The sequence below is a fragment of the Bacteroides sp. BFG-637 genome (assembly GCF_024793605.1).
Taxonomy (GTDB): Bacteria; Bacteroidota; Bacteroidia; order Bacteroidales; family Bacteroidaceae; genus Bacteroides; species Bacteroides vicugnae.
Window position 1 is genome coordinate 1,587,633 of the sequence record NZ_JANUPD010000002.1, and the last position, 23,822, is coordinate 1,611,454.

The following is a 23,822-nucleotide window of genomic DNA, read 5'->3' on the forward strand; positions in this document are numbered from 1 at the left end:
CGTTAAAAGAGAGTTTCTAGATATCTCCTTGATATCATATTCTTACATGAAAAACTATTTGGTCACCTTGTAAGTTCCACTTCCATACTCCTTTGACTTCATCTCTCCGGGAAGGGTTACGGTAGCGGTAACACCCTTAGGAATGGTGAATTCCCAAATCCAGGTATCTCCTTCGTATTTCCAAGCGCTCTTGATGAGTCCGGCGGCGGAACGGTATTCGGCAGTTACGTGTCCCAATCGCTTGTCTGGAATGGGCTTCATAATGATATGCTTGAAGCCGGGAGTAGCAGGATCGGCTGCAATGCCGGCAACAGTTTCCCAAATCCATTCACATACGCATCCGTAGGCATAATGATTGAAGCTGTTCATACCGCGTGGTCCCATTCCTTTGTCTATCATATAGCTGTTCCACCGTTCCCAAATGGTGGTGGCTCCATTGTCCACAGAGTATAGCCAGCTTGGGTTCTTACGTTGAAAGAGGAGTTCATAGGCAATGTCTTCCATGCCATTCTCCGTGAGGGTGGCCATGAGGATGGATGTGCCCAAGAATCCGGTCTGCAAGCAAAGATCGTGCTGTGCGAAGTTTTCACGCAGGCGGTCTATCATCTTCGCTTTGGGTTCGCCTTCCAAAAGCTGGTTCTTTAGGGCAAACAAGGCAGGAGTTTGCATGGTGTTGAGGATGGCGGTTTTGAAGGTGCCGTCCTCGTTGAGGAAGTTCTTTTTGATGTATACCTTTGCCAAGTCGGCCATTTGTTGGTACTTGGAGGCATTGCGGCCAGTAGCGGCAGCCATGTCTCGCATCATGAAAGCATCTATTACCCAATAGGAAGCGCTCAAATAGTTCCAGTAACTAATAGCATCGGGAAGCGGACCTTGGGGAGAGAAAGCCAGTCCGCTACAACTTTCCAGCGGTTCGTAGCTCAACCAGTCAGCCCATTGGTAGTTGCCGTTCTCGCCGCAGAGGGTCTCGTGGTTATACTTGGTGTCGTTGATATGGTTCATAAACAGGTCCATGGCGTTCCAGTTCTCCTCGATGATTTGCGTGTCATCAAATTGCTTCCATACCGTCCAGGGCACGATGATTCCGGCATCGGCCCAACCCAAACGCATTTTCTCATCACCGTATTGTGCCAAGGGAGCCACTCCGGGGAATCCGCCCAAACTGTTTTGGGTGTCGCGCATATCACGCATCCACTTGTGGAAGAACTTCATGGTGTTAGCAAAGAACGTACCGGTTTCGGCAAACACTTGTGTGTCTGCTGTCCAGCCCAAGCGCTCGTCGCGCTGCGGACAGTCGGTAGGTATTGAGAGGTAGTTGGATAGCTGCCCCCAATAGGTGTTGAAAATGAGCTTATTCACAAGGTCGTTACCTGTGGTGATAGTGCCGGTTTCCAGTTCCTTTGTGATGGAAGTAACGGGGATAGACTTCAACGACTTGATAGAGACATTTCCGGTGGCAGTTATGGAGACGTAGCGGTAGCCGAAGAAGGTGCAATGAGGGTAGTAGGTCACATAATTATCTCCGGCAGCAAAAGTATAATCCAGACGAATACCGGTGTGGGGGATGCGCAGATTTTCGCGATGGCAACTTCCTTCCGGACCGTCCATGCCACGAATCTTAGCACCGTTGCCGTCATTGAGCAACTCTGCGGGAAGGCAGATCAACACTGTTCCCTCGGCAGCTTTGAATACGAAAGAGGGTACACCGGCACAGTTTTGCCCGAAGTCCACCACTAACGTCTCTCCCGGACTTACGGTCATCTCCTTGCCCGATGCGAACTCACGGGCGATAATCACCTTACCGAACTCGTTCTCTTTCGCTCCTTCTATATTCTTCCAAATATATGCTCTGATAGGAGCAAGAGCAAGATCTGTACGCAGATAGACTTCCGCTCCGTCCGAAGGCAGAATGTCGCCAGAAAATTCGGTGTTCTCTTCGGGTATGGAGAGTTTGTCCACACATTCGAAGCCCATCGGTTCGCGTGCATCGTACTCTTCTCCGTCAAAGATACCGGCATGTTTCACCGGACCGGCAATTCCGGCTTTCCAGTTTTCGAGATCGGTACCGTAGCGCTTCTTGCTTCCGTCAGAAAAAGTCAGTTCCAGTACACCGCGAAAGGCACATTTCTTGCCTATCATGCCGTCATGTCCTCCGGGGGTTATGATTTTATCAGCCCACCATCCCGGCGTCACCTGTACGGAAAGCATGTTCTCGGCGTTTGGCTTGGTATGGATAACGTCTGTAATATCATAGGTGAAAGAACGTTTGGTCTTGGCATAGTGTGTGAAGCCCGGTTTCAGGAATTCCCCACCCTACAGGTTTCCCATTCACATACAACTCGTAAACTCCCAGTCCAGCAGTCATCCACTTGGCGGAGACAATTTTCTGTTCGTTTTTCACGGTGGACACAAACCAACTCGCGCCATCGGCCGCACGACCGTTGTTATGTCCTTTCACTACAGGGGCATCTACTGCTGAAATCCATTTGGATTCGTTCCAGGCTGACGCTTCCAATGGGTCAGTACGTTTTCCAACCTCGGTTGCGTTTATCAGTCCGCTATTCGAGAAAAGCGCGAGAATCATTATCGGGATAAGATTCGCAAAACAATGAAGATTCATTTTCATACTTATATGTATTTTTTAGTATTAAAAGATTAACTTGGAAATGCTGTTTAGTTTTACAGGGCTTGCACAACAAAATTACAGAATTATATGATATGACAGACGATTTCTGCATTTTTTTTGACTCAATGCTGGTTTCTATTCAATCCGGAACTGACTCATAAGTCCGATCTGATTGAACAGACGACAGGAGCTTTGTACATTGAATGATCGATTATCAAGCAAAACAATGATATATTGTAAAATAATATAATCAATACAATCATTCAGCCTATTGTACCTATTATTTACCAAATAAGAAAAGAAGATGCCAGTTATTCATTGCAATCATTCTTTCTTCTTTACACGAAATCCTCGAAATCGAATAAACTCTATTCAAGTTTTTAATAAATAACGAAGAGGTTTATTATAAACGGTATCAAGTTTATTATAAACTCTTTTTTGACACTTTCAATACCTAAAATAGAATTATTGCAACAAAAATGGGCAAGAACCTTCACAGTTTCTTGCCCATTCGTTATCCTCGTTATGCAATTCGCATATTAACCTATTGAACTTTATGTAATAAAATTTATATATTTCATTGTTATTTCTTTATTATTATTGACCTCAAATATACAAAATAAAAAGAAGAAAGTCAATAGGGAAAGCGTGGTTATCTGAAAATAAACACGTAAATTTGTGCCTCTAATTAGAAATAACAGTATAAATCACTATAAATAAAAACTTTATCACTATGGAGTACAATTTCAGAGAAATTGAAAAGAAGTGGCAGAAAAGGTGGGTAGAAGAGAAAACCTACCAAGTTACGGAAGATGATTCGAAGCAAAAATTTTATGTACTAAACATGTTTCCTTATCCATCAGGAGCCGGCCTACACGTAGGTCATCCGCTGGGATACATTGCTTCGGATATTTACGCCCGTTACAAACGACTGCAGGGCTTCAATGTACTCAACCCGATGGGATATGACGCTTACGGTTTGCCTGCCGAGCAATATGCCATCCAGACCGGACAGCATCCTGCAATCACTACCGTCAACAATATCGACCGCTATCGCGAGCAGTTGGACAAAATAGGTTTCTCTTTCGATTGGAACCGTGAAATCCGCACGTGCGACCCGGAATATTATCACTGGACGCAATGGGCCTTCCAAAAAATGTTCAACAGCTATTATTGCAACGATGAACAGCAAGCCCGTCCTATCGAAGAACTGGAAAAAGCCTTCGCCATCTACGGAAACAAAGGACTGAACGCCGCTTGCAGCGAAGAAATCAGTTTCACTGCCGAAGAATGGAACGCCAAAAGCGAAAAAGAAAAGCAGGAAATCCTGATGAACTATCGTATCGCTTATCTGGGTGAAACAATGGTAAACTGGTGTGCCGAATTAGGAACTGTACTGGCTAACGACGAGGTAGTAGACGGAGTCAGCGAACGTGGCGGTTTTCCTGTTATCCAGAAGAAAATGCGCCAATGGTGTTTGCGTGTATCTGCGTATGCACAACGCTTGCTTGATGGATTGGACACGATCGAATGGACAGATTCTCTGAAAGAAACCCAAAGAAACTGGATCGGACGTTCGGAAGGTGCTGAAGTGCAATTCAAAGTAAAAGACAGTGACCTCGAATTCACAATTTTCACCACTCGTGCAGATACCATGTTCGGTGTTACTTTTATGGTATTAGCTCCGGAAAGTGAATTGGTGGCACAATTAACGACTCCTGAACAAAAAGCAGAAGTAGACGCTTACCTCGACCGTACCAAAAAACGTACGGAACGTGAACGCATTGCCGACCGTAGCGTTACCGGTGTATTCAGTGGTTCGTATGCCATCAATCCGTTCACAGGTGAAGCAGTACCCGTATGGATCAGCGATTACGTACTGGCCGGATACGGAACAGGAGCTATTATGGCTGTACCTGCTCATGATAGCCGCGACTATGCATTTGCCAAACATTTCGGATTAGAAATCCGTCCGTTGGTAGAAGGTTGTGATGTTAGCGAAGAAAGTTTCGATGCAAAAGAAGGTATCGTGTGTAACTCTCCGCGTCCGGATGTCACTCCTTACTGTGATCTTTCACTGAACGGACTGACTATCAAAGAAGCGATAGAAACGACCAAGAAATATGTAAAAGACCACAATCTGGGCCGTGTGAAAGTGAACTACCGTCTGCGTGACGCTATCTTCTCCCGCCAGCGTTACTGGGGTGAGCCGTTCCCTGTTTACTACAAAGACGGAATGCCTTATATGATCGACGAAGCCAGCCTGCCGCTTGAACTTCCGGAAGTCGCTAAATTCCTGCCTACCGAAACAGGTGAACCTCCATTAGGACACGCAACTAAATGGGCTTGGGATACAATAAACAAATGTGTAGTAGAAAATGAGAAGATTGACCATGTAACTGTCTTCCCGCTGGAGCTAAACACCATGCCGGGATTCGCCGGTTCTTCGGCTTACTATCTCCGCTACATGGACCCGCATAATAATAAGGCATTAGTTGATCCGAAAATTGACCAGTACTGGAAAAAATGTAGACCTATATGTAGGTGGTACCGAACATGCAACAGGGCACTTGATTTATTCTCGTTTTTGGAATAAATTCCTGTATGACATGGGTGTGTCTGTAATGGAAGAGCCATTCCAAAAGTTAGTAAACCAAGGAATGATTCAAGGTCGCAGTAACTTTGTATATCGTATCAAAGACACCAATACTTTCGTTTCACTGAACCTGAAAGATCAGTACGAAGTTACCCCTATTCACGTAGACGTAAATATCGTATCTAATGATATTTTGGATTTGGAAGCATTCAAAGCATGGCGTCCTGAATATAAAACAGCCGAATTTATCCTCGAAGACGGAAAATACGTTTGCGGATGGGCAGTTGAAAAGATGAGTAAATCTATGTTCAATGTAGTCAATCCGGATATGATTGTTGAGAAATACGGTGCAGATACGCTTCGTATGTACGAAATGTTCCTCGGCCCGGTAGAACAATCCAAACCGTGGGATACAAACGGAATTGACGGTGTACACCGTTTTATCCGCAAATTCTGGTCGCTGTTCTACAGCCGTACGGATGAATATCTGGTAACGGACGAACCTGCAACGAAAGAAGAGTTGAAGAGCCTTCATAAATTGATTAAGAAAGTGACAGGTGATATTGAACAGTTCTCTTACAATACATCTATCAGCGCATTCATGATTTGCGTAAACGAACTCTTCAACCTGAAATGCAGCAAGAAAGAGATTCTGGAACAGCTCGTTATCACGCTCGCTCCTTTCGCTCCGCATGTCTGCGAAGAGTTGTGGGACGTATTGGGACACGAGACTTCCGTATGCGACGCCCAATGGCCTGCATACAATGAAGAATATCTGAAAGAAGATACTGTCAACTATACCATCTCTTTCAACGGAAAGGCACGTTTCAATATGGAATTTGCAGCAGATGAAGCTTCGGACGCTATTCAGGCGGCTGTATTGGCCGACGAACGTTCGCAGAAGTGGATTGACGGCAAGACTCCAAAGAAAATCATTGTCGTTCCGAAGAAGATTGTAAACGTTGTAATTTAAAGTATTAAGTAATAAGTATTAAGTATTATCCGTAGCCGCTATCCCAATATATCCGCCAGGTTAATACTTAATACTTTATACCTAATACTTTAAAAATCCTATTACTTAAAATCCTATGCATAAACTATCAAAAGCAGAAGTAATGAGAGAAGTGAAAGATTATATCTACATCACTCTCGGATTGATAAGCTATTCTTTGGGATGGGCTGCATTCCTGTTACCTTATCAGATAACTACCGGAGGAACTACCGGTATCGGAGCTATTATCTATTATGCAACGGGATTTCCAATCCAATGGTCATACTTCATTATTAATGCAGTTCTGATGACCTTTGCCATCCGGGTATTAGGTCCAAGATTTAGTATAAAAACCACTTATGCTATTTTTACACTGACTTTTCTGCTTTGGTTATTCCAGTTGGTGGTGAACAATTATGTAGAAGCGCCGGATATGACGCCGGACGGTAAACCGTTGTTACTCGGTACAGGGCAGGATTTCATGGCCTGCATTATCGGTGCAGCCATGTGCGGTGTAGGTCTGGGTATCACTTTCAACTACAATGGAAGTACGGGTGGAACAGATATTATCGCCGCTATCGTCAATAAATACAAAGATGTATCACTCGGACGAATGATTATGATTTGTGATGTATTCATTATCAGTTCCTGTTACTTTATATTTCATGACTGGCGCCGGGTTATTTTCGGTTTTGTCACTCTGTTTATCATCGGCGTTGTGCTCGACTGGATTATCAACAGTGCCCGTCAATCGGTTCAATTCTTCATCTTCTCCAAGAAATATGATGAAATAGCCGACCGGATTATTAAAGATGCCGACCGGGGAGTAACAGTACTCGACGGTACGGGATGGTACAGTAAAAACAATGTGAAAGTATTGGTAGTACTTGCCAAGAAACGTCAGTCACTCGACATTTTCCGTTTGGTAAAACGCATTGATCCAAATGCTTTTATCTCTCAAAGTTCTGTTATCGGCGTGTATGGCGAAGGATTCGATAAACTGAAAGTGAAATAATAACTGGTTGATAAGTATTGAACCACCTTGTTAAAACAAAAAAATAAGATGATGAAACGCAAACTTGTATTTGCTACCAATAACGCTCATAAACTGGAAGAAGTAGCCGCTATCTTAGGAGATCAAGTGGAATTACTAAGTCTCAATGATATCGGTTGCCAAACAGATATTCCCGAAACTGCCGAAACACTGGAAGGAAATGCGCTATTAAAATCTTCCTATATCTATAAAAACTATCATCTGGATTGTTTTGCCGATGATACAGGATTGGAAGTGGAAGCCTTGAACGGAGCTCCCGGAGTCTATTCCGCCCGCTATGCAGGAGGTGAAGGACATGACGCCCAGGCTAATATGCTCAAACTCCTTCACGAACTGGACGGAAAGGGAAACCGTAAAGCGCAATTCCGCACCGCTATTTCGTTGATATTGGACGGAAAGGAGTATCTCTTTGAAGGAGTGATAAAAGGCGAAATAATCAAAGAAAAACGTGGTGATTCCGGATTTGGCTACGATCCTGTATTTAAGCCTGAAGGCTACGACCGGACTTTTGCCGAATTGGGAAATGATATAAAAAACCAAATCAGCCATCGTGCACTGGCTGTACAGAAACTTTGTGAGTTTCTGCAAAGCTAATTATACATACCCACTTAAAATATAAAACACAATGAAGAAAATTACTTTATTTACTTTACTTACGTTACTGTTATGTACTTCATGTGTAACAAAAAAGAAGTTCATGCAGGCAGAAATGGCAGCTACTATAAGCAAAGATAGTTTGCAAGGATTATTGACCGACTGCCGAAATATAAACGCGCAAATGTCGGCACAAATCAAGAACCTTTTGCGTGATACGACCAAAATGGGAAACAGTATCCGTCAGTATCAAAGCATGCTGAACGTGAATATGACCGAACAGGAAAAGCTGAATGCCCTGTTGAGCCAGAAGAAAAACGAGCTTAACGAAAGAGAGCGTACCATCAATGAGTTGCAGGATATGATTAAAGCGCAGAACGATAAGGTACAGAATCTTTTGAGCAATGTAAAAGATGCCTTACTTGGTTTCAGTACCGACGAGCTGACCGTTCGTGAGAAAGACGGAAAAGTATATGTAGCTATGTCCGATAAACTATTATTCCAATCAGGAAGTGCCCGCCTGGATAAACGCGGAGAAGAAGCTCTCGGTAAACTGGCGGAAGTACTAAACAAGCAGACGGACATTGATGTATTTATCGAAGGTCATACGGATAACAAACCGATCAATACTGTACAATTCAAAGATAACTGGGATTTAAGTGTGATCCGTGCCACTTCCGTAGTTCGTATCCTCATCAAGAATTACAATGTGAATCCTTTGCAGATTCAGCCTAGTGGTCGCGGTGAATATATGCCTGTGGATGATAATGAAACAGCCGAAGGCAGAAGTAAGAATCGCCGTACGGAAATTATCATGGCTCCGAAACTGGATAAGTTGTTTCAGATGCTTCAAAGTTCGGAAGAGTCTAAGTAAAAACATATATGGGGCTGCTTTAATAAGCAGCCCATATATGTAAAAAGCAACAAAACAAATGTTGGAAGTCTGTTATAAATCAACGCATAATATTAATTTATTCAGCAGTGATTTCTACAATCCGGCTGTTCAGTTGTTGGGTTGTAAACACTTCCAGTCCCACATTCATCAGATACTCTCCTGAATATAGTTGATTATTACCTTGAAACGAAGAATTGCTACCTGGCATCAAATTGATTTCCTTCACACGATACATTCTGTCAGCATCCAATCCCTGCAAACGTACCGGTAATAATTTTTCTGCATAACGCGGATGAATATCAAATGCATACAATACAGCTTTACTCTTACCTTTATTTACATACATAGAAGAGGTATGGTTACTGCCATAAGGAGAAACCAAACGATACAGATCGCCATCAAGGATAACAGGTTTCAAACGATTATAATTTTCTACCGCCTGATTGCAATAGATATGGTCATTCTCGTTCATATCATCCAATTTGATGTCAAAGCCCAGTTTACACATCATAGCTACATCAGTACGGAACTTAATGCTGGTTCCCCGATTCCAAGTCGTAACATGTGCACACATCGTCTTACTAGGAAATATTTGTGAGAATCCCCATTGAATAAATAAACGTTCGATAGGGTCAGTATTGTCACTAGGCCAGAATTCCGTAAAATATTTCAATGCTTCAAAGTCAGAGCGTCCGCCACCACCGGCACAAAGCATCATCGGTAAATCCGGATATTTATTTTTCACACGCTCCAACACTTTATACAGCCCGCGCACATATTCGATATACAGATGCGACTGTTTATCCTTCAGATAAGAAGAATAGATATTGGTGATAGGACTGTTACAATCCCACTTAAAGAAAGCAATGCCCGGATAGTTTGTCATCAATTTATCTACCACACCGAATACATGATCCTGCACTGCCGGGTTACTCAAATCAAGTACCAACTGATTTCTGAAATAATATTCATCCCGATTAGGCAGATGAATCACCCAGTCTTTATGCTTTTCATACAGTTCACTTTTCGGATTCACCATTTCAGGCTCTATCCATATTCCAAATTTAATACCTTTCTTTTGCGCCTCCTCTACCAAACGTCCTACACCATTCGGCAGTTTATCCGCCGTTTCTTTCCAATCACCCAACCCTTGATGATCGCCGCTACGCGGATATTTATTACCAAACCATCCATCGTCGAGTAGAAACATATCCACTCCCAGTTTGACAGCCTCATCCATCAATCCAACCAACTTATTCTCATCAAAATCAAAATAAGTAGCTTCCCAGTTATTGAGCAGTGTCATACGGGTCTGGTCACCCTTCTTAATCTGATACTTACGCGCCCAATCATGAAAGTTGCGGCTAGCTTCTCCCTTACCGTTCAAGCTATAAGTGAAATAAAAGTCCGGGGTGCGAAAGGTTTCTTTAGCAGGAAGGCTATATTCCGAAGCGTACGGATTAATACCGGAAATGACACGAAGTTCATTCTTGTTATCCACTTCAAAGGTAAAACGGAAGTTACCTGTCCACCCCAAAGTACCGACTAATACCTCTCCTGAATTTTCCTCCGACGGAGCACCCAGAGACAACTGGAAAAATGGAGAAACAAACATATTGGCACGCGCACCCAACTTGGTATCAATCGTTTTTTTACCAAATGCCAGTTCACGCTCGGCTATGTTGACCTCATGTGCCCAGTCACCGGAAAACTCCGTGAGAAAATACTTATCACGGTTAAAGTGAAGCATAGAAGAAGCATATTTGCTCAATACAATAGGTTTCTTTTCCTGATGATTGATTTCAGTGAATGTCTTGATGATATTTTCCGCAGCATACGTTATATAGTGCAATTTCACAGTCACAGGATATTTATCATCTTTTAGGGTAATCACTGTTTCTACACTTCCGTCATTTTGTCGGCTACTGCTATGTTCTACGTATTTCAACAATAAAGATGGATTTCCATCATTATGAAGCACTTGAATAGCCGGCTCGAAATAATCCTCTGCCCCATGTGTAATATAAACCTCGGTTCCCTGCGGCAAGTAGACAAAGTCTGATTCATGATTCAGTTTTTTACCCAGATAACGCTGGTATAGACGACCGTTGTCTCCCACCTGGAAAATCAGGCTTGTGCAATCTGTTTCAATCTTAATAATAGGTTTGTCAGCTGCCTTCAACATACAGGAGATGCCCAAAAGACAGAATAAAAAAATAACTTTTACTTTCACGGTATATTTATTTAATGTTATTACAATCATTTCTTATTTATCAGTACGGAACGGAGCAACCGGAAGTCCGGCAGTTCCATAAAGATTACACTCCGGATTATCTGCCCATCCGTAACGTGCCGCAATAGGTATTTCCACTTCCGGCGATTCAAGGATAACCTCTTTTCCCTGGATAGTAGCAGTTGCCTGATAGAACACCTGATCTGGTCCGGCAATAATGAATCCTTTGGGTTCGCCTGTCGCAGTCTTCACCTCACAATCGAAACTAAGTATCAGTTTATTTCCCGAAATACGGTATTCCAGAAAAGCCGGTACATCATACGTGCCCCTCTGATAAGTATTTGCCAACGACAGGAGAGCCAGCCGTCTTCCCACTTCCTGTTTGTTTTTTGGGTGAATATCATGCGCTACACCAAGATCAATAGCCGATACCATACCCGTGCCTTCCATAAAAAGTGCATCAGACTGTGCTTCACGCAATGCAGCCCATTTCGAATCGGGTTGTATCTCCTGACTACGCAAGTAATTTGCCAACTGCACAAAATAGAAAGGTAACTCCTGTTTCCATTGTTTCCGCCAGTCGGCTATCAGCGACTGAAAAAGAAGGGAATACTGACGGGCACGGCCTACATTAGCTTCGCCCTGATACCATATAACACCCTTAACTGGAAAAATCGTAAAAGGATGAACCATTCCGTTATACAATACAGACAGATAACTGGAACCCTCCGGTGACATGGGCGCAGATGGTAATTCATCCAAAGTTAATCCGATGTGATGGTTCCAGATTCCGGCCAATGATATTTTCTGTCCACCCATTTCCGCATACAAAGTTTCCGGTTTTCCATGAATACCACCTTCTCCCCCGAAATCAGATACACGAACTGTGATAATTCCTTTGCCGGGTTTAACTTCCCCAGCCGGAATCGTATACTTCCGGAGGGTGGCAAACCCCGATCCTCTGGCTATTTCCTTACCATTATAATAAGTAATATCTTCATCATCTATCATTCCCAGACTAAGAGTTACCTCCTTTCCTGCCCATTCGGCAGGAATATCTATCTCCTTTTGAAACCAGACAATACCGTCAAGCCCATCCAGTCCTTTTTCTTCCCAATAACCGGGTAACTCCATAGGCTTCCACTCTTTCCCAGTCTGTAAAGCCGAAATCCATTGCGGAGTCCCTTGAGTAAAACCAGCATCCCGGATAATAAATTGTTCACGCCAGTCCTTCATCTCCTGTTGATAAACAGCAGAAAGAGCTTCTTTATTAAAATCCAGTCTCTTCATTTTAGCTGTTTCTTCCTGGAAACCCATCACCTGTTGCAAGGTACCGAAGCTTGTCCACGCTTCGGCCGGAGTGCCACCCCAGGTACAATCTATCACACCAACAGGTACATTTAATTCTTTCCACAATTGGCGGGCATAGAAATAAGCGACAGATGAAAACTCCGGAACAGAGGAAGGGCTACATTCCTGCCAACCCCCTCCGTTCATTTCTACGTTATCCTGCGGAGTTAAAGATACAGTCTTTTTTACCTGTAATAGACGAATAAACGGATAATTGGCTTCTGCCACCTCCCGCTCATAATTCATAACCTTGCCCCATCCGGCAACTGGCATTTCCATATTGGATTGTCCGGAACAAAACCAGACTTCTCCCACCATTATATTCCGCAAAGTCAGCATTTCGCCGTCTGAAAGCTCAATCTGGTAAGGACCTCCGGCAGCAGGAGTAGGTAACTGCAAAGTAAAACTTCCATCCACTCCCGCTTTAACTGTATATTTTCGGTTATCCCAACTCGTTTTTACTGTGACTTGCTTGCCGGCTTTTGCTTTTCCGGGCAATATCAACGTACTCTTTTGTTGTATCACCATATTATCGGTGAAAAACGATGGTAAAGTTACCTTAGCCTGTGTACAAATAGCCATGCACAGGGCCATAAGAGTAATTCTATATTTATTCATTTTTTCGGTTAGTTTATTGATTATCGGCTATTAGTTGAATTCCAGCACTTTCACATCCTTGGCAGGTATAGTAACCTCTATCTTATTTTTGGCAGTAGTCCGGCTGCCACTCCATAATTCTTTCACCTGATAACTGTGTGTTTGCTCCAGCCCTATTCTATCCAACGAAAGTGTCACTGTCTGTTCCTGTTCCGAATAATTGAAAAGTGCGCAATGAAAAGTTCCATCTTTCTCCTTTCTTACAAAGATCTGTTCCGATTGAGTTCCATTCCCCTCTACCGGACGAAATACTTCACCTGTAGCAAGAGCATTGATGTCAGGATTCGTCAGATATTTCAACGCTTTTTCTTTTCCATCTTTTCCTCCGGCAGCACTGAAATCATCTCCACCAATATAGATACCTGTAATAACTCCGGAAGTGATACGCGCCCGATTTTCACCATCTGTAGCATCTCTCAACACAATATGGTCTGCATCATTGAATTGATAGATATACTTCTGCCACCATCCATAAGACAATGCATTCAGTGTGTATTCGGTATCCTTGATTTTGTTCCATGCATCGCAGGCAATTCTACGCGACTGTGCATATTGTGCCGGAAATACCGGAGAAATAGAAAGATTGATATACATATCCCCAAAATATTTATCCAGCAACTGCATCCCATAATTATATCCCTGGATACCCGTTGTCACTTCAGGAAGATACCATTTATCAGCCTCCATCGCTCCATGGGTCATAAAATCCATTTTCACATACTCGAATCCTGTTCGGTGAAACAAGCTAGACGTCTTTTTCATCATTGCCTCTACAGCAGGATGAGTAGGGTCAATGGCATAAGCACCGTCCAGTTCCTGTGGTTTTCCGTTAGCATAAAGGTAGATATCCTTGTATTTATATTCAGGAGCAGCATCCACCGTTCTTTCGGGGTCACGCGCCCAGTCGGTAAACGGAGTCCAGTAAATCCCTCCAATCTGGCCGTTCGATTTACATTTTGCAATGAATGACTTCAATTGTTCTTCATTCATACAGTCCCAACCGGAATCCAATCCGACATAAACCGTGTGATCCGGATTGACAAAATGATTATTTTGAAGATTTTGTTTGATAAAGTCCGAAACCTCCATCGCTTTTTCATAAGTCAGGTTGAATTGCAAAGCTCCCCAACTGTTCCAACCGAATGGAACCGCTTTTCCCCACTCTTTCGGAGGTGATATGATTGCATTAACTTTTGCATAAGTTTCCAATCCGTCGCACCAGTTTTCAAAGAATCCCAGTAATATTTTGGGCGACTTGATCTTCTTGCCTTTCAATGCTCCGTGAGGTTTCACATCCCGCGTCAATTCATCAGCTACTCCACCGTAACAAGTCAAAGAGCCGATGTTTCTATGGTCTCCTTTACCTAACATTACAGCCGTTTTCCAATTGTCATGCTCCACAGAACCTACAACAAGTCCGCTACGCCCTTCATTATTAAAAACAGCCGTTACCTCATAACTGGTCAATGTGTCGAAATTAAGTGCATGAGACTGGTATCTGATCCATTTATCATTATCAAAAGGCATAAATAAAGCACGATTGTCACCTGCCGGAAGTAATTCAGCCATGCGGTCTACATTCACAGGTGCCATCCGATTGGAAGCGACATTATTCTTTCCTTCTATACTAAACTCCGTCAATATATACTCTTTATCCGGATAAAGATAAAAGTACTGTGTCAACTTAGGCAAAGATTTATCTGTATGTTCAATCTTATAAAGAGTTCCTTTACCGAAAGCATCTGATATTTTTCGAATACTAACCTTATGGCGTGCATAGTCACGCGTAGTAACCGTCTGCTCTCCCCATAGGTAAGAAGCATATAGTCCTTCACAAATATTTTTTGACTTTTTATAAAGTGAAACTCCCCCTTTCTGATCATCGAAGCGGATTTGCCAGCCGCCCGTCGTCAGACCTTTATATCCGGCAGCATATCCGGATAAAGTGAATAACAGGAACATAGTTCCGAAAATGATTTTAAACTGTCGAAGTCTGTTTTTCATATGGCACAATGAATATGGTTTTAAATAGAATAAAAGTGTTCCCCAAAGATAGGCATTGCCGGAAGTATGGCTTGGCGTAAACAAGTCAAAAAATGAAAGATTTACGGCAATATGCTTCACAATCTCTCTGAATCCGCAAATTTTCTATTTATCCGCATCATTTATAGTATCCGTATTCCTTATATCCTGTGGAATGATTGTTTGTTTTCCACTTTGATACTGTTTCTCGAAATCTTTCGGAGTCATACCAAACTGTTTCAAGAATAACTTGCTGAAATAAGACGGAGAATTAATGCCCACCATATAGCAGATATCTCCAATCCGGTATTTGCCTTCCTGAATATATTCCGCCGCTTTCTTCAGGCGAATCAGGCGAATGAAGTCGAGTGGGGAGAGATTAAATATCGTTTTGATTTTTCTCAACAAACTAGAGCGGCTCATACAGAGAATATCCGCCATTTTCTCTACTCCGAAATTATCATCGGTTATATTGTCTTCAATAATCCGGATCACCTTATTCATAAATTCCTCATCCGCTTTGTTCATCTGCATATTATCTACCGAGAAGAACGGACGTTTCGAGAATGCCTCTCTCTCCCGTCGACGGTTATTGAGTAATGATAATATCTGTTCTTTGAGATAACCGAACGAGAAAGGCTTCTCCACATAGGCTTCCGCCCCATACTTCAAGCCATTGATTTTACTGTCAATATCATTCTTGGCAGTCAGGAAGATAACAGGGATATGAGAAAGCTCAAGATCTGATTTGATTTCCTTACACAACTGATAGCCATTCATCACCGGCATCATAATATCACTAATGATCAAATCGACATGACTGCTTCTCAATATTTCGATTGCTTCCGCACCATTCTTCGCCGTCTCCACAGTGAAACACTCACATAACCTTTCAGAGATAAAGGCCAGCATACTTTCATTATCTTCTACCAACAACAGAGTGTATCCGTGCATATCTGTTTCAACAGAAGTTTCCTCATCCAACTCAACTATATCTTTTTGTACCGCTTTGCTATTCTCCAGACTGATACCTTCCTTATTTAAAGGAATGGTCAGAATAAAGACATTATCCTTTTCTCTTGTAGTATCCAAGGTAAGTGTCCCTTTGTGAAGAGATGCCAGCGAACGTGCTAATGAAAGTCCGATACCCTACCCGTTCTTAGGTGCTTCTTTCTTTTCCATTTGATAAAAAGGTTCAAAGATATATTGGCTCGCTTCTTCCGGAATCTTATTTCCGTCACTAATAACCCGAATCGTGAAATAAAGATCGTCTTTCTCCAGTTCCACTTGTATATGCTGCCAGGCATACTTCAATGCATTATTAAGCAAATTGCTCACAATCTTAGTTATTGCTTCTTTATCTACTGCCGCCCATATTTCCTCTTCAGTCAATTTCAGAACCAGTTCTTTGTTATTCAAATTGAAAGTTACTTCAAAACGAGCTACGATTCCTTTCAGAAGTGCCGTAATGTCAACACTTTCAAATTTCATGGAAAGCTTGTTGGCACCAATCTTCTGGAAATCGAGAAGTTGTCCTGTCAGTTCCAACAGCCGCTTCGTATTCTGTACTATTACATTAATATACTTCTTCTTTTTAGATTCCGGAAGATTCTCCTCCTGAATAGCCTCAAGCGGACCATTAATCAACGTCAGCGGAGTACGTACTTCATGAGCTATCTCCGTAAAGAAATCAACCTTCGATTCATACAATTCCTTTTCTTTCTCTATTTCAAAAAGTTTCTGACGTTCTTCCATCTGCCGCTCCTTACGATGCTTGTACCATAAAAACCAACAGAATACAAACAAGATAATAGCCAGTGCATAAACAATATAAGCCCATACGGACTGCCACCAAGGCGGCAAAATAACAATCGTCAACGAACGGGTTGAAGGATCGGATTTGCTCGCATGATGAGTTGCCTTTATTTGAAAAGTATATTTACCCGGAGGCAATTTAGCATACGATATATTCTTGTTGCTGGCAGCACGTATCCACTCTTTATCAAGCGGTACCATACGATAATAATATTGATTGGTCTCCGCAGTAGAATAACTAAGCATAGCTATATCAAAACTGATATTTGACTGATTATAAGGAAGTTCTATTTCATTGGTATGTACAATGCACTGTTTCAAAGGCGAATTCGGAGTATGCACAGTGATTTCCTTATTATAAATACTAAATTTGGAAATATAAACCGGAGGCAGCGATCCGCTTTCATCCTGAGTATTGGGATCAAAAGCAATCAGTCCGTCCACCCCTCCGAAATAAAACTTACCATCGCGTGCTTTAAGCGCCGAATTATAATTGAACTGGTTCCCTAATAATCCGTCTTTATTGGTGAATACGCTTACATCTCCACTTTCCGGATTAAAACGTACCAGTCCTTTATTAGTCCCAAACCATAAATTAGAATGTTCATCCTCCAGAATATCATAGCAGACATCGTCCGGCAATCCTTCATTAATTCCAAAAGAGGTAAAGTTATCCTGTACTTCATTATAGCGACAGATTCCGCCGCGATCAGTAGAGAACCATATATTGCCCTTACTGTCCTGCATAATGAAACTGACGGAATTGGAACTAAGCGTATTTTTCTTACCTGCCTCGTAGGCGTAGTTCTGATAGATCCCTGATTCGGGTCTGCATTTCCAGACTCCGTTTCCCATAGATGCCACCCAAATTGTACCATCTTTCGCCTCCATGATATTAAAGGCCCAGTTGTAACCGATAGCATCTACCCTGTGATACTCCTTTTCATTCGGTCCGGACATATAAAGTCCCCATCCGGTTCCTATCCATTTACGCCCTTTACTATCTATCATAAAGTCGTACACACTGCCTTCATCAATGCCTAACTCCCCTTCTGACAAACACCGGATCCGTTCATCAGGCAGACGGATTTCATTCATCCCCTGCTTGAATAATCCACAATAAATATGATTATTATAATGTCTTACACATAAAGTGATAAGATGCCCCGGTACATTATCATACACTTGATGTACTTCTCCGGTCTGAGGATTCAACACATTAATTCCGTTATCTTCAGTTCCAATCCAAATACATCCGTTATCATCTTCCGCTAATCCACGGATGCGTTTGGTATTCAAAGAATGTCCGTCGCTTCCGGGAACATATTTATCAAATACAAGACGATGTTTAGGCAGATAATTAACACCTCCAAACATTGTCCCAATCCAGATACCTCCTTTGGTATCTTTATAAATTGAATAGACAATGTTATCCGACAAACTGAACGAACGCATCAAATCTTCTTTAAGATGCAATGTACTGTTTTTCTTTTCGTTAATAATGAAAAGCCCATGATGAGAACCTACCCAAAGTTCATCTCCGAAACAGACCACATCACGTAAAAAAGTTTTCCGTTCTCCCGGAAAAGGAATAGTAGCCAGTTCACGAGACTGTGTATTATATTTTAATAATTCTCCTTCATGAATAGCAAGAATAGCGGTATCATCGTCCCGAAAACACATACTCATTATGTTCTTATTAGCCAATGAATGTCCGTTACGGTCTTCCAGATACTGTTCAAACGCATCTTTCTGCGGATTATATTTAAATAATCCTACTCCGGAAGTTCCTACCCATACTCCACCTTTTTTGTCAATGGCAATACATTCGGGACTTTCATTTTTAAAATTACTTTTTCCCGTGATAGGATAATGGCTGACTTTCTTCGTTCCTTCAAAACGAAATAGTCCCTGGTCAGGAATAAGCACCCATACATTACCGACAGAATCAGCAAGTATTTCCGCCACCCAATTATCAGGTGTGATTTTATCCGGTGACTCTGGATTCAGGCGGGTAAAAATATCCATTGTGGGATCATACACATAAATTCCCCGGTCGGTTCCCACCCAAAGTTTACGTTCCTTGTCTTCGTAAAGAGCACTGATATTATGATTTCCGATTCCTGCTTTCAGGTCGTCACAGTTAAGTTGAAGAATAGACGTACCATCATAACGATTTAATCCGTTCTTAGTGCCAAACCACATGAATCCATAGCTATCCTGCAAGATTGCCTTGACATTACTTGCCGACAAGCCATTTTCACCATTAATATGAGTAAAGTAAAATTGAGAATATGCCTGTGCTCTGACAAATGTTGCGGAAAGTATCAAACTACACACTACCGACAATATGAGTATAGATCTTTTCATAGTATGGATAATATTATTCGTTACATACGCAAAGATACACGAATTTTCTTATATCGAACGAACGTCATAATATTATATATAAAATGAAATATATCAATCAGCAATTCCCCATTTCTTATTCGGAACATTTCCCAACCATAATTCGAGTACCCCGCCTTGAGCAAAATCAATGTGCGGGATTTGATAAGAATCATATTCTTTGCCATTTAGACAGGTACGCTGTATATAACAATTCTCTGTCGAATTATTATAAGTTTTTATCCTGAACTCTTTACCTTTATAATAAACTGAATCCAATTTTATAATAACCTCGTCAAATACCGGGCTTGTTATATCGTAAGCCGGATCACGTTTTGCACCACCGTCCAAACTGAAAAGTCCGATTGCCATCAAGGTACTCACACCTCCCATCTGTCCTTGATCTTCATCGTGCCCGCCATATCCTTTATCCGGTGTTATTGCTCCATAGGCTTGTTCCTTCACACGACGTACCCAATATTGAGTCAACCAAGGCTTACCCGCATGAGTGAAAACATGTGCATTAGAACATCCCGGCTGATTGGCATAACTCACATATCCACCACCGTAACCATAAACAAAATCTGTTGATCTGGATTGCTCAAAAGCATTATTCAACATATAGCATAAACTATCGCTACCACCCATAAGCTCCGCCAATTTAGGTATATCATGAGATAACCCGAATGTAGCTTGCCAGGCATTAGCTTCCACATATCCCGCACCATTCAAAGGATCGGTATGCAGCCAGCTTCCATCTTTTCTTCTAGGTAGGATAAGATTTACTTGTTTATTAAAAGATTCCGTCCAACCTGTCGACCTTTTATGAAAATAGATATAATCTTTCCGTTTACCCATTTTAGCAGCCATTTCTGCTAAAGCCCAGTCTTCAAAGGCCCACTGAATCGTCAATCCCGCATTATCAGGGCAATATCCGTTTTGAATATAAAAATCAAGTTCGTTATCCATATCCAACGCCAGCATACCTCCCTTGGCATGGTTTCTTTTCATCGCTTCATAACCTGCCCTTGGCGACCACTTTTTGGTTATGCCCCTTTGATATGCACTAGTGATAAGTGATGTGGCAGGACACCCAGTCATAATATATGAATATCCTCCGGCACAAGGACCACGGGGCAATAAACCACCATTGACATCGTATTGTATCAAAGACGCTGCAAAATCATCCAATACGGAAGGATATGCAAGTCCCCACAAAGTATTCAGATTCCATTGGGTCAACCAAAATGCGTCTGAATTATACATGTGATGAATCGGCTTACCGCGACTGTCTTTCTTCAATTTCCCAACCGCCAGTTTTACATTTACCGTATGTGATCCTTGCCGTATTCCGCCTTTTGTATAATCCGGATATTCGCCATTATAATCATCCAGTTTATGACGTCCCAGCAAAGTGTGCCACAAGTCTGTATATAATTTGATTCTTTGAGCATTCGTCCCTCCTTTTACTTCGATTCTACCCAGCCATTGATTCCATTCATCTTGTGACTCCCGGCGAACTTGATTAAAATTCCAATGATCACAATCTTCTTTCAGATTCTCTTTCGCATTAGCAATACTTACATATGAAATTGCCATTTTAACATTTATCTGATCTCCCGCCCGGACTTCATATTTTGCACTGACTCCTGATGTGGGAGCATCATGATAACTCCATCCCGAACTTATCCGTGGCGTACTTTCTGTAGTTCCTTGAAACTCCTCAATATCAGTAAAATAGTCTTTATCAGCCCAACCGTCAAGAGAGTCAAAAGGCTTGTCAAAATGAGCTACAAAAAATATTCTCACAATATCCGGTCCGCCCCACAAACGTCCCTTTGTATCAAAATATCCGGTAATCTCATTATTGCCTGTTTTATACACTTTGGAATTAACCATAGTGGAAGTGCCAACATACCCTCCCAGATTAAACAATATATTTGCTGATGCATGTTCGGTATATGTCAACCTGTAAAAACTAACCCGGTCTGTTGCAGTTTGCTCCACCCACATATTATAATTCTCCAGATATAACCGGTGATAACCCGGTTGTACAATCTCTCCATCGTGTGTAAAGTGAGATTTCCAATGTTGTTCACCTAATGTCGGGTTCACATTTCCAGTGGTAGGCATGAGTGATAAACCGGACAACATCCAACAATGTATCTGGGGAAAACCGAGTATATCGGTAGAGTTATAATTATATCCCCCGCCATATTGATTTTTATTCCGGGTTAAAGGAGCAGCACCTATCATCCCGAATGGCTGACTCCCCGTGACAAAAAAGAAATATCTCCCTCTTGCCGACTCGATATAGGGATCTACCCACGACACATAATCAGAATAATCTTCAGGAGCCGGAAAAACCTCAATTTCTGATAAGCCGAGATTCACCCCATCTCCGTCAGTTACCTCAAAACGGATCCATTTTGTCTTTCTTGCAGAAAATTCAACTACTTTCGGGCTACCATTATTAGGTATTTGGCACACATTTATACAACTCCCATCACTAAAATGCAATATACCGCCTGCGATATGTGTTTTTTCATCGGGACGGTCATACAAAACAACCTTGTTAACACATACCGGATTATCCCAGTCTAATTGTATCCAGGGATAATCAATCTGCCCCCAAAACGTCATAGTGCTTTTAGAAGCCCATTCTCCTTTGTCCGGTACACGGATTATCCGGTCAGTAACATTAGATGCTTCCATACGATTCATTTAATGTAGACGAGGCCGATACACGACTATCAGGCGCAATATTATATGGGGAAGCGGATACTAGGCTAAAAGACAATAAAGTAATTAAACTTGTTAACAGGCGGTATGGTTTCATCTGATTTCTATTAATTATTACATTAACAAATGTAGTATTCTCCAATGAGAAATATAGTGTTTCTCATTGGAGAATAAAAGTTTACCAACCCGTAGGTTGACTTATATTAGGATTAGAAGTATCTTCCTTCTGCGGAATCGGCCATGAATCAAACTTCGGGAATGTACAGCGACGTTCTTCAAGTTTAATAAACGATTGTGTGTCAGGATTCCATGCTCCATAAATAGGACCGTTCATTACATCATTTCCAATTCCCCAACGACGTATATCATCATAACGTTTGCCTTCGAAACAAAGTTCTACACGTCGTTCACGACGATATAATTCACGTACCTTTTCCTCTGAATTATAAACCGTTTGATCCATTTTTGGCATTCCACTACGAACACGAATAGCATCAATATATTCCTTTACTTTCGGATCATCCCAATCACCGGTTTCAACCAAACATTCAACATAATCCAATAATACTTCCGCATAACGGTAAATAACGAAATCAAGACTGCCTTGTCCATTGTTGCCACGATCATCTTCAGTCATAAATTTCTTCACCATATAACCGCTGCGAATACCATCGTTCCTGCCAATATAATCACCACAATCCGGATTGAAAGGACTAAATGTATAATTGGAGAGTCCTGTATTATCACCCGGTACAAAAACGCTGACATTCAAACGAGGATCTCTTGCTCCATGATACGGATCTTTTTCATAAGCCTCTCTTTCAGAAGTGGATAAAGACTGAATTGTTTGTCCATCTATCGTTTCATAAGTATCTATAAACGATTTCAATACATTCATTACTCCTTGTCCGCCAAAACTTCCCGACATACAACGGGAAAATATACCGCTCGAACCGCCTCCCTTATATAAAATGCGTTCTTTATTCTGTTTACCCACATATGTAAATAAGTCGCGGTAGTTCTTACCCGGATTATTGTCGGTAGCAGTAGAATAATACAACTCAAATTCTCCACTCTTTATCAATTCCCATGCAGCCGCTTTAGCTATATCATATCGTTTGAATTGGAGATTTACATCCATTTTCAAAGTCAGGGCAATAGAACGGGACATGCGGTCACGTCTTCCTTCATCCCAAATAAACGGGAGAGCTTCCGAATTGATTACTTCGTCCAACTCTGCATTAATTCTATCCAGACATTCATTAACCGGAGTGCGTGCCATATAAATCTCCGAAGGCAACAAAGCCTTGTCTACATACGGAATACCATCATTTCTACCATACCAGTTTAATAAACGAATATGATACCATGCCCGCCATACTTTCGCCTCCGCTTTCATACGGTCGCGTTCAGACTCATTCGTAAAATAGGCATTATCAATATTATCGAGCAATCGACAGCAATTGCGGATTTTACGGTAACATTGGTTCCAGGTGTAAAACTGATATTCCCATGGACCGGGATTATTATTGTCGGCCGGAGGCACTAAAGAACCATTTCCCAACTGCTGGATACGCACGTCAAAGTTTCCTGTAAAATAAACGTTGTCTGACGCTCCGTCCTGAAAAACCATACCTATCTCATCTCCACCCCAATCACCTCTCAACCACAACTTGCAAGTACCAAGTGCCGATTCACATTCCTGTTGTGTTTTCCAGAAATCATTATCTGTCGAAGCATTCGGTTTATCTCTCGTCAGAAAGTCTTCACAACTACTGAATAAGCCAATGAGTCCGGCCAGAAACAAACCTTTAAAAATTATTTTATTATATCGTTTCATAATATGTCTATATTTTAAT

Annotated in this window: 7 protein-coding genes and 4 pseudogenes; 4 read left to right on the forward strand and 7 right to left on the reverse strand. The window is 41.8% G+C overall.

The features are described 5' to 3' along the window. Nucleotides 1–54: 54 nt before the first annotated feature. Nucleotides 55–2,626: pseudogene (locus NXX38_RS06615) on the reverse strand (glycoside hydrolase family 78 protein). Nucleotides 2,627–3,359: 733 nt separating this feature from the next. On the opposite strand from NXX38_RS06615, the pseudogene leuS reads away from it, so the two are divergent. The 4 genes and pseudogenes from leuS to NXX38_RS06635 all read left to right on the forward strand — a co-directional run bounded on the left by leuS (nucleotide 3,360) and on the right by NXX38_RS06635 (nucleotide 8,735). Then, a pseudogene (gene leuS / locus NXX38_RS06620) lies at nucleotides 3,360–6,195 on the forward strand (leucine--tRNA ligase). Between the two features lie 115 nt (nucleotides 6,196–6,310). Then, on the forward strand, nucleotides 6,311–7,228 hold the full coding sequence (locus NXX38_RS06625) for a YitT family protein (protein ID WP_004302802.1): 918 nt from the start codon (nucleotides 6,311–6,313) through the stop codon (nucleotides 7,226–7,228). Between the two features lie 51 nt (nucleotides 7,229–7,279). Continuing rightward, nucleotides 7,280–7,861 (forward strand): non-canonical purine NTP diphosphatase, encoded by a 582-nt coding sequence (locus tag NXX38_RS06630; protein WP_258981879.1) that lies wholly within the window; start codon nucleotides 7,280–7,282, stop codon nucleotides 7,859–7,861. Nucleotides 7,862–7,892: 31 nt separating this feature from the next. After that, a complete protein-coding gene (locus NXX38_RS06635; RefSeq protein ID WP_004302804.1) occupies nucleotides 7,893–8,735 on the forward strand; it encodes an OmpA family protein in 843 nt (280 codons plus the stop codon). Nucleotides 8,736–8,832: 97 nt separating this feature from the next. On the opposite strand, the gene NXX38_RS06640 is transcribed toward NXX38_RS06635, so the two are convergent. The 6 genes and pseudogenes from NXX38_RS06640 to NXX38_RS06665 form a co-directional block, all read right to left on the reverse strand. Then, nucleotides 8,833–11,019 carry an alpha-galactosidase gene (locus NXX38_RS06640; protein ID WP_371826250.1) on the reverse strand — a complete coding sequence of 729 codons (2,187 nt, stop codon included), beginning with the start codon at nucleotides 11,017–11,019 and terminating at the stop codon, nucleotides 8,833–8,835. A gap of 3 nt (nucleotides 11,020–11,022) precedes the next feature. Further along, nucleotides 11,023–12,957: a sialate O-acetylesterase gene (locus tag NXX38_RS06645; RefSeq protein ID WP_258978874.1), complete on the reverse strand. Its 1,935-nt coding sequence runs from the start codon at nucleotides 12,955–12,957 to the stop codon at nucleotides 11,023–11,025. 30 nt (nucleotides 12,958–12,987) lie between these two features. After that, the gene (locus NXX38_RS06650) at nucleotides 12,988–15,000 is read right to left on the reverse strand and encodes an alpha-galactosidase (RefSeq protein WP_258978875.1); all 2,013 of its coding nucleotides are present in this window, start codon (nucleotides 14,998–15,000) and stop codon (nucleotides 12,988–12,990) included. Nucleotides 15,001–15,144: 144 nt separating this feature from the next. Then, nucleotides 15,145–19,203 (reverse strand): annotated as a pseudogene (locus NXX38_RS06655) (two-component regulator propeller domain-containing protein). Nucleotides 19,204–19,296: 93 nt separating this feature from the next. Beyond that, nucleotides 19,297–22,060, reverse strand: a pseudogene (locus NXX38_RS06660) (GH92 family glycosyl hydrolase). Between the two features lie 81 nt (nucleotides 22,061–22,141). Beyond that, the gene (locus NXX38_RS06665; RefSeq protein ID WP_195648700.1) at nucleotides 22,142–23,803 is read right to left on the reverse strand and encodes a RagB/SusD family nutrient uptake outer membrane protein; all 1,662 of its coding nucleotides are present in this window, start codon (nucleotides 23,801–23,803) and stop codon (nucleotides 22,142–22,144) included. Nucleotides 23,804–23,822: the final 19 nt, after the last annotated feature.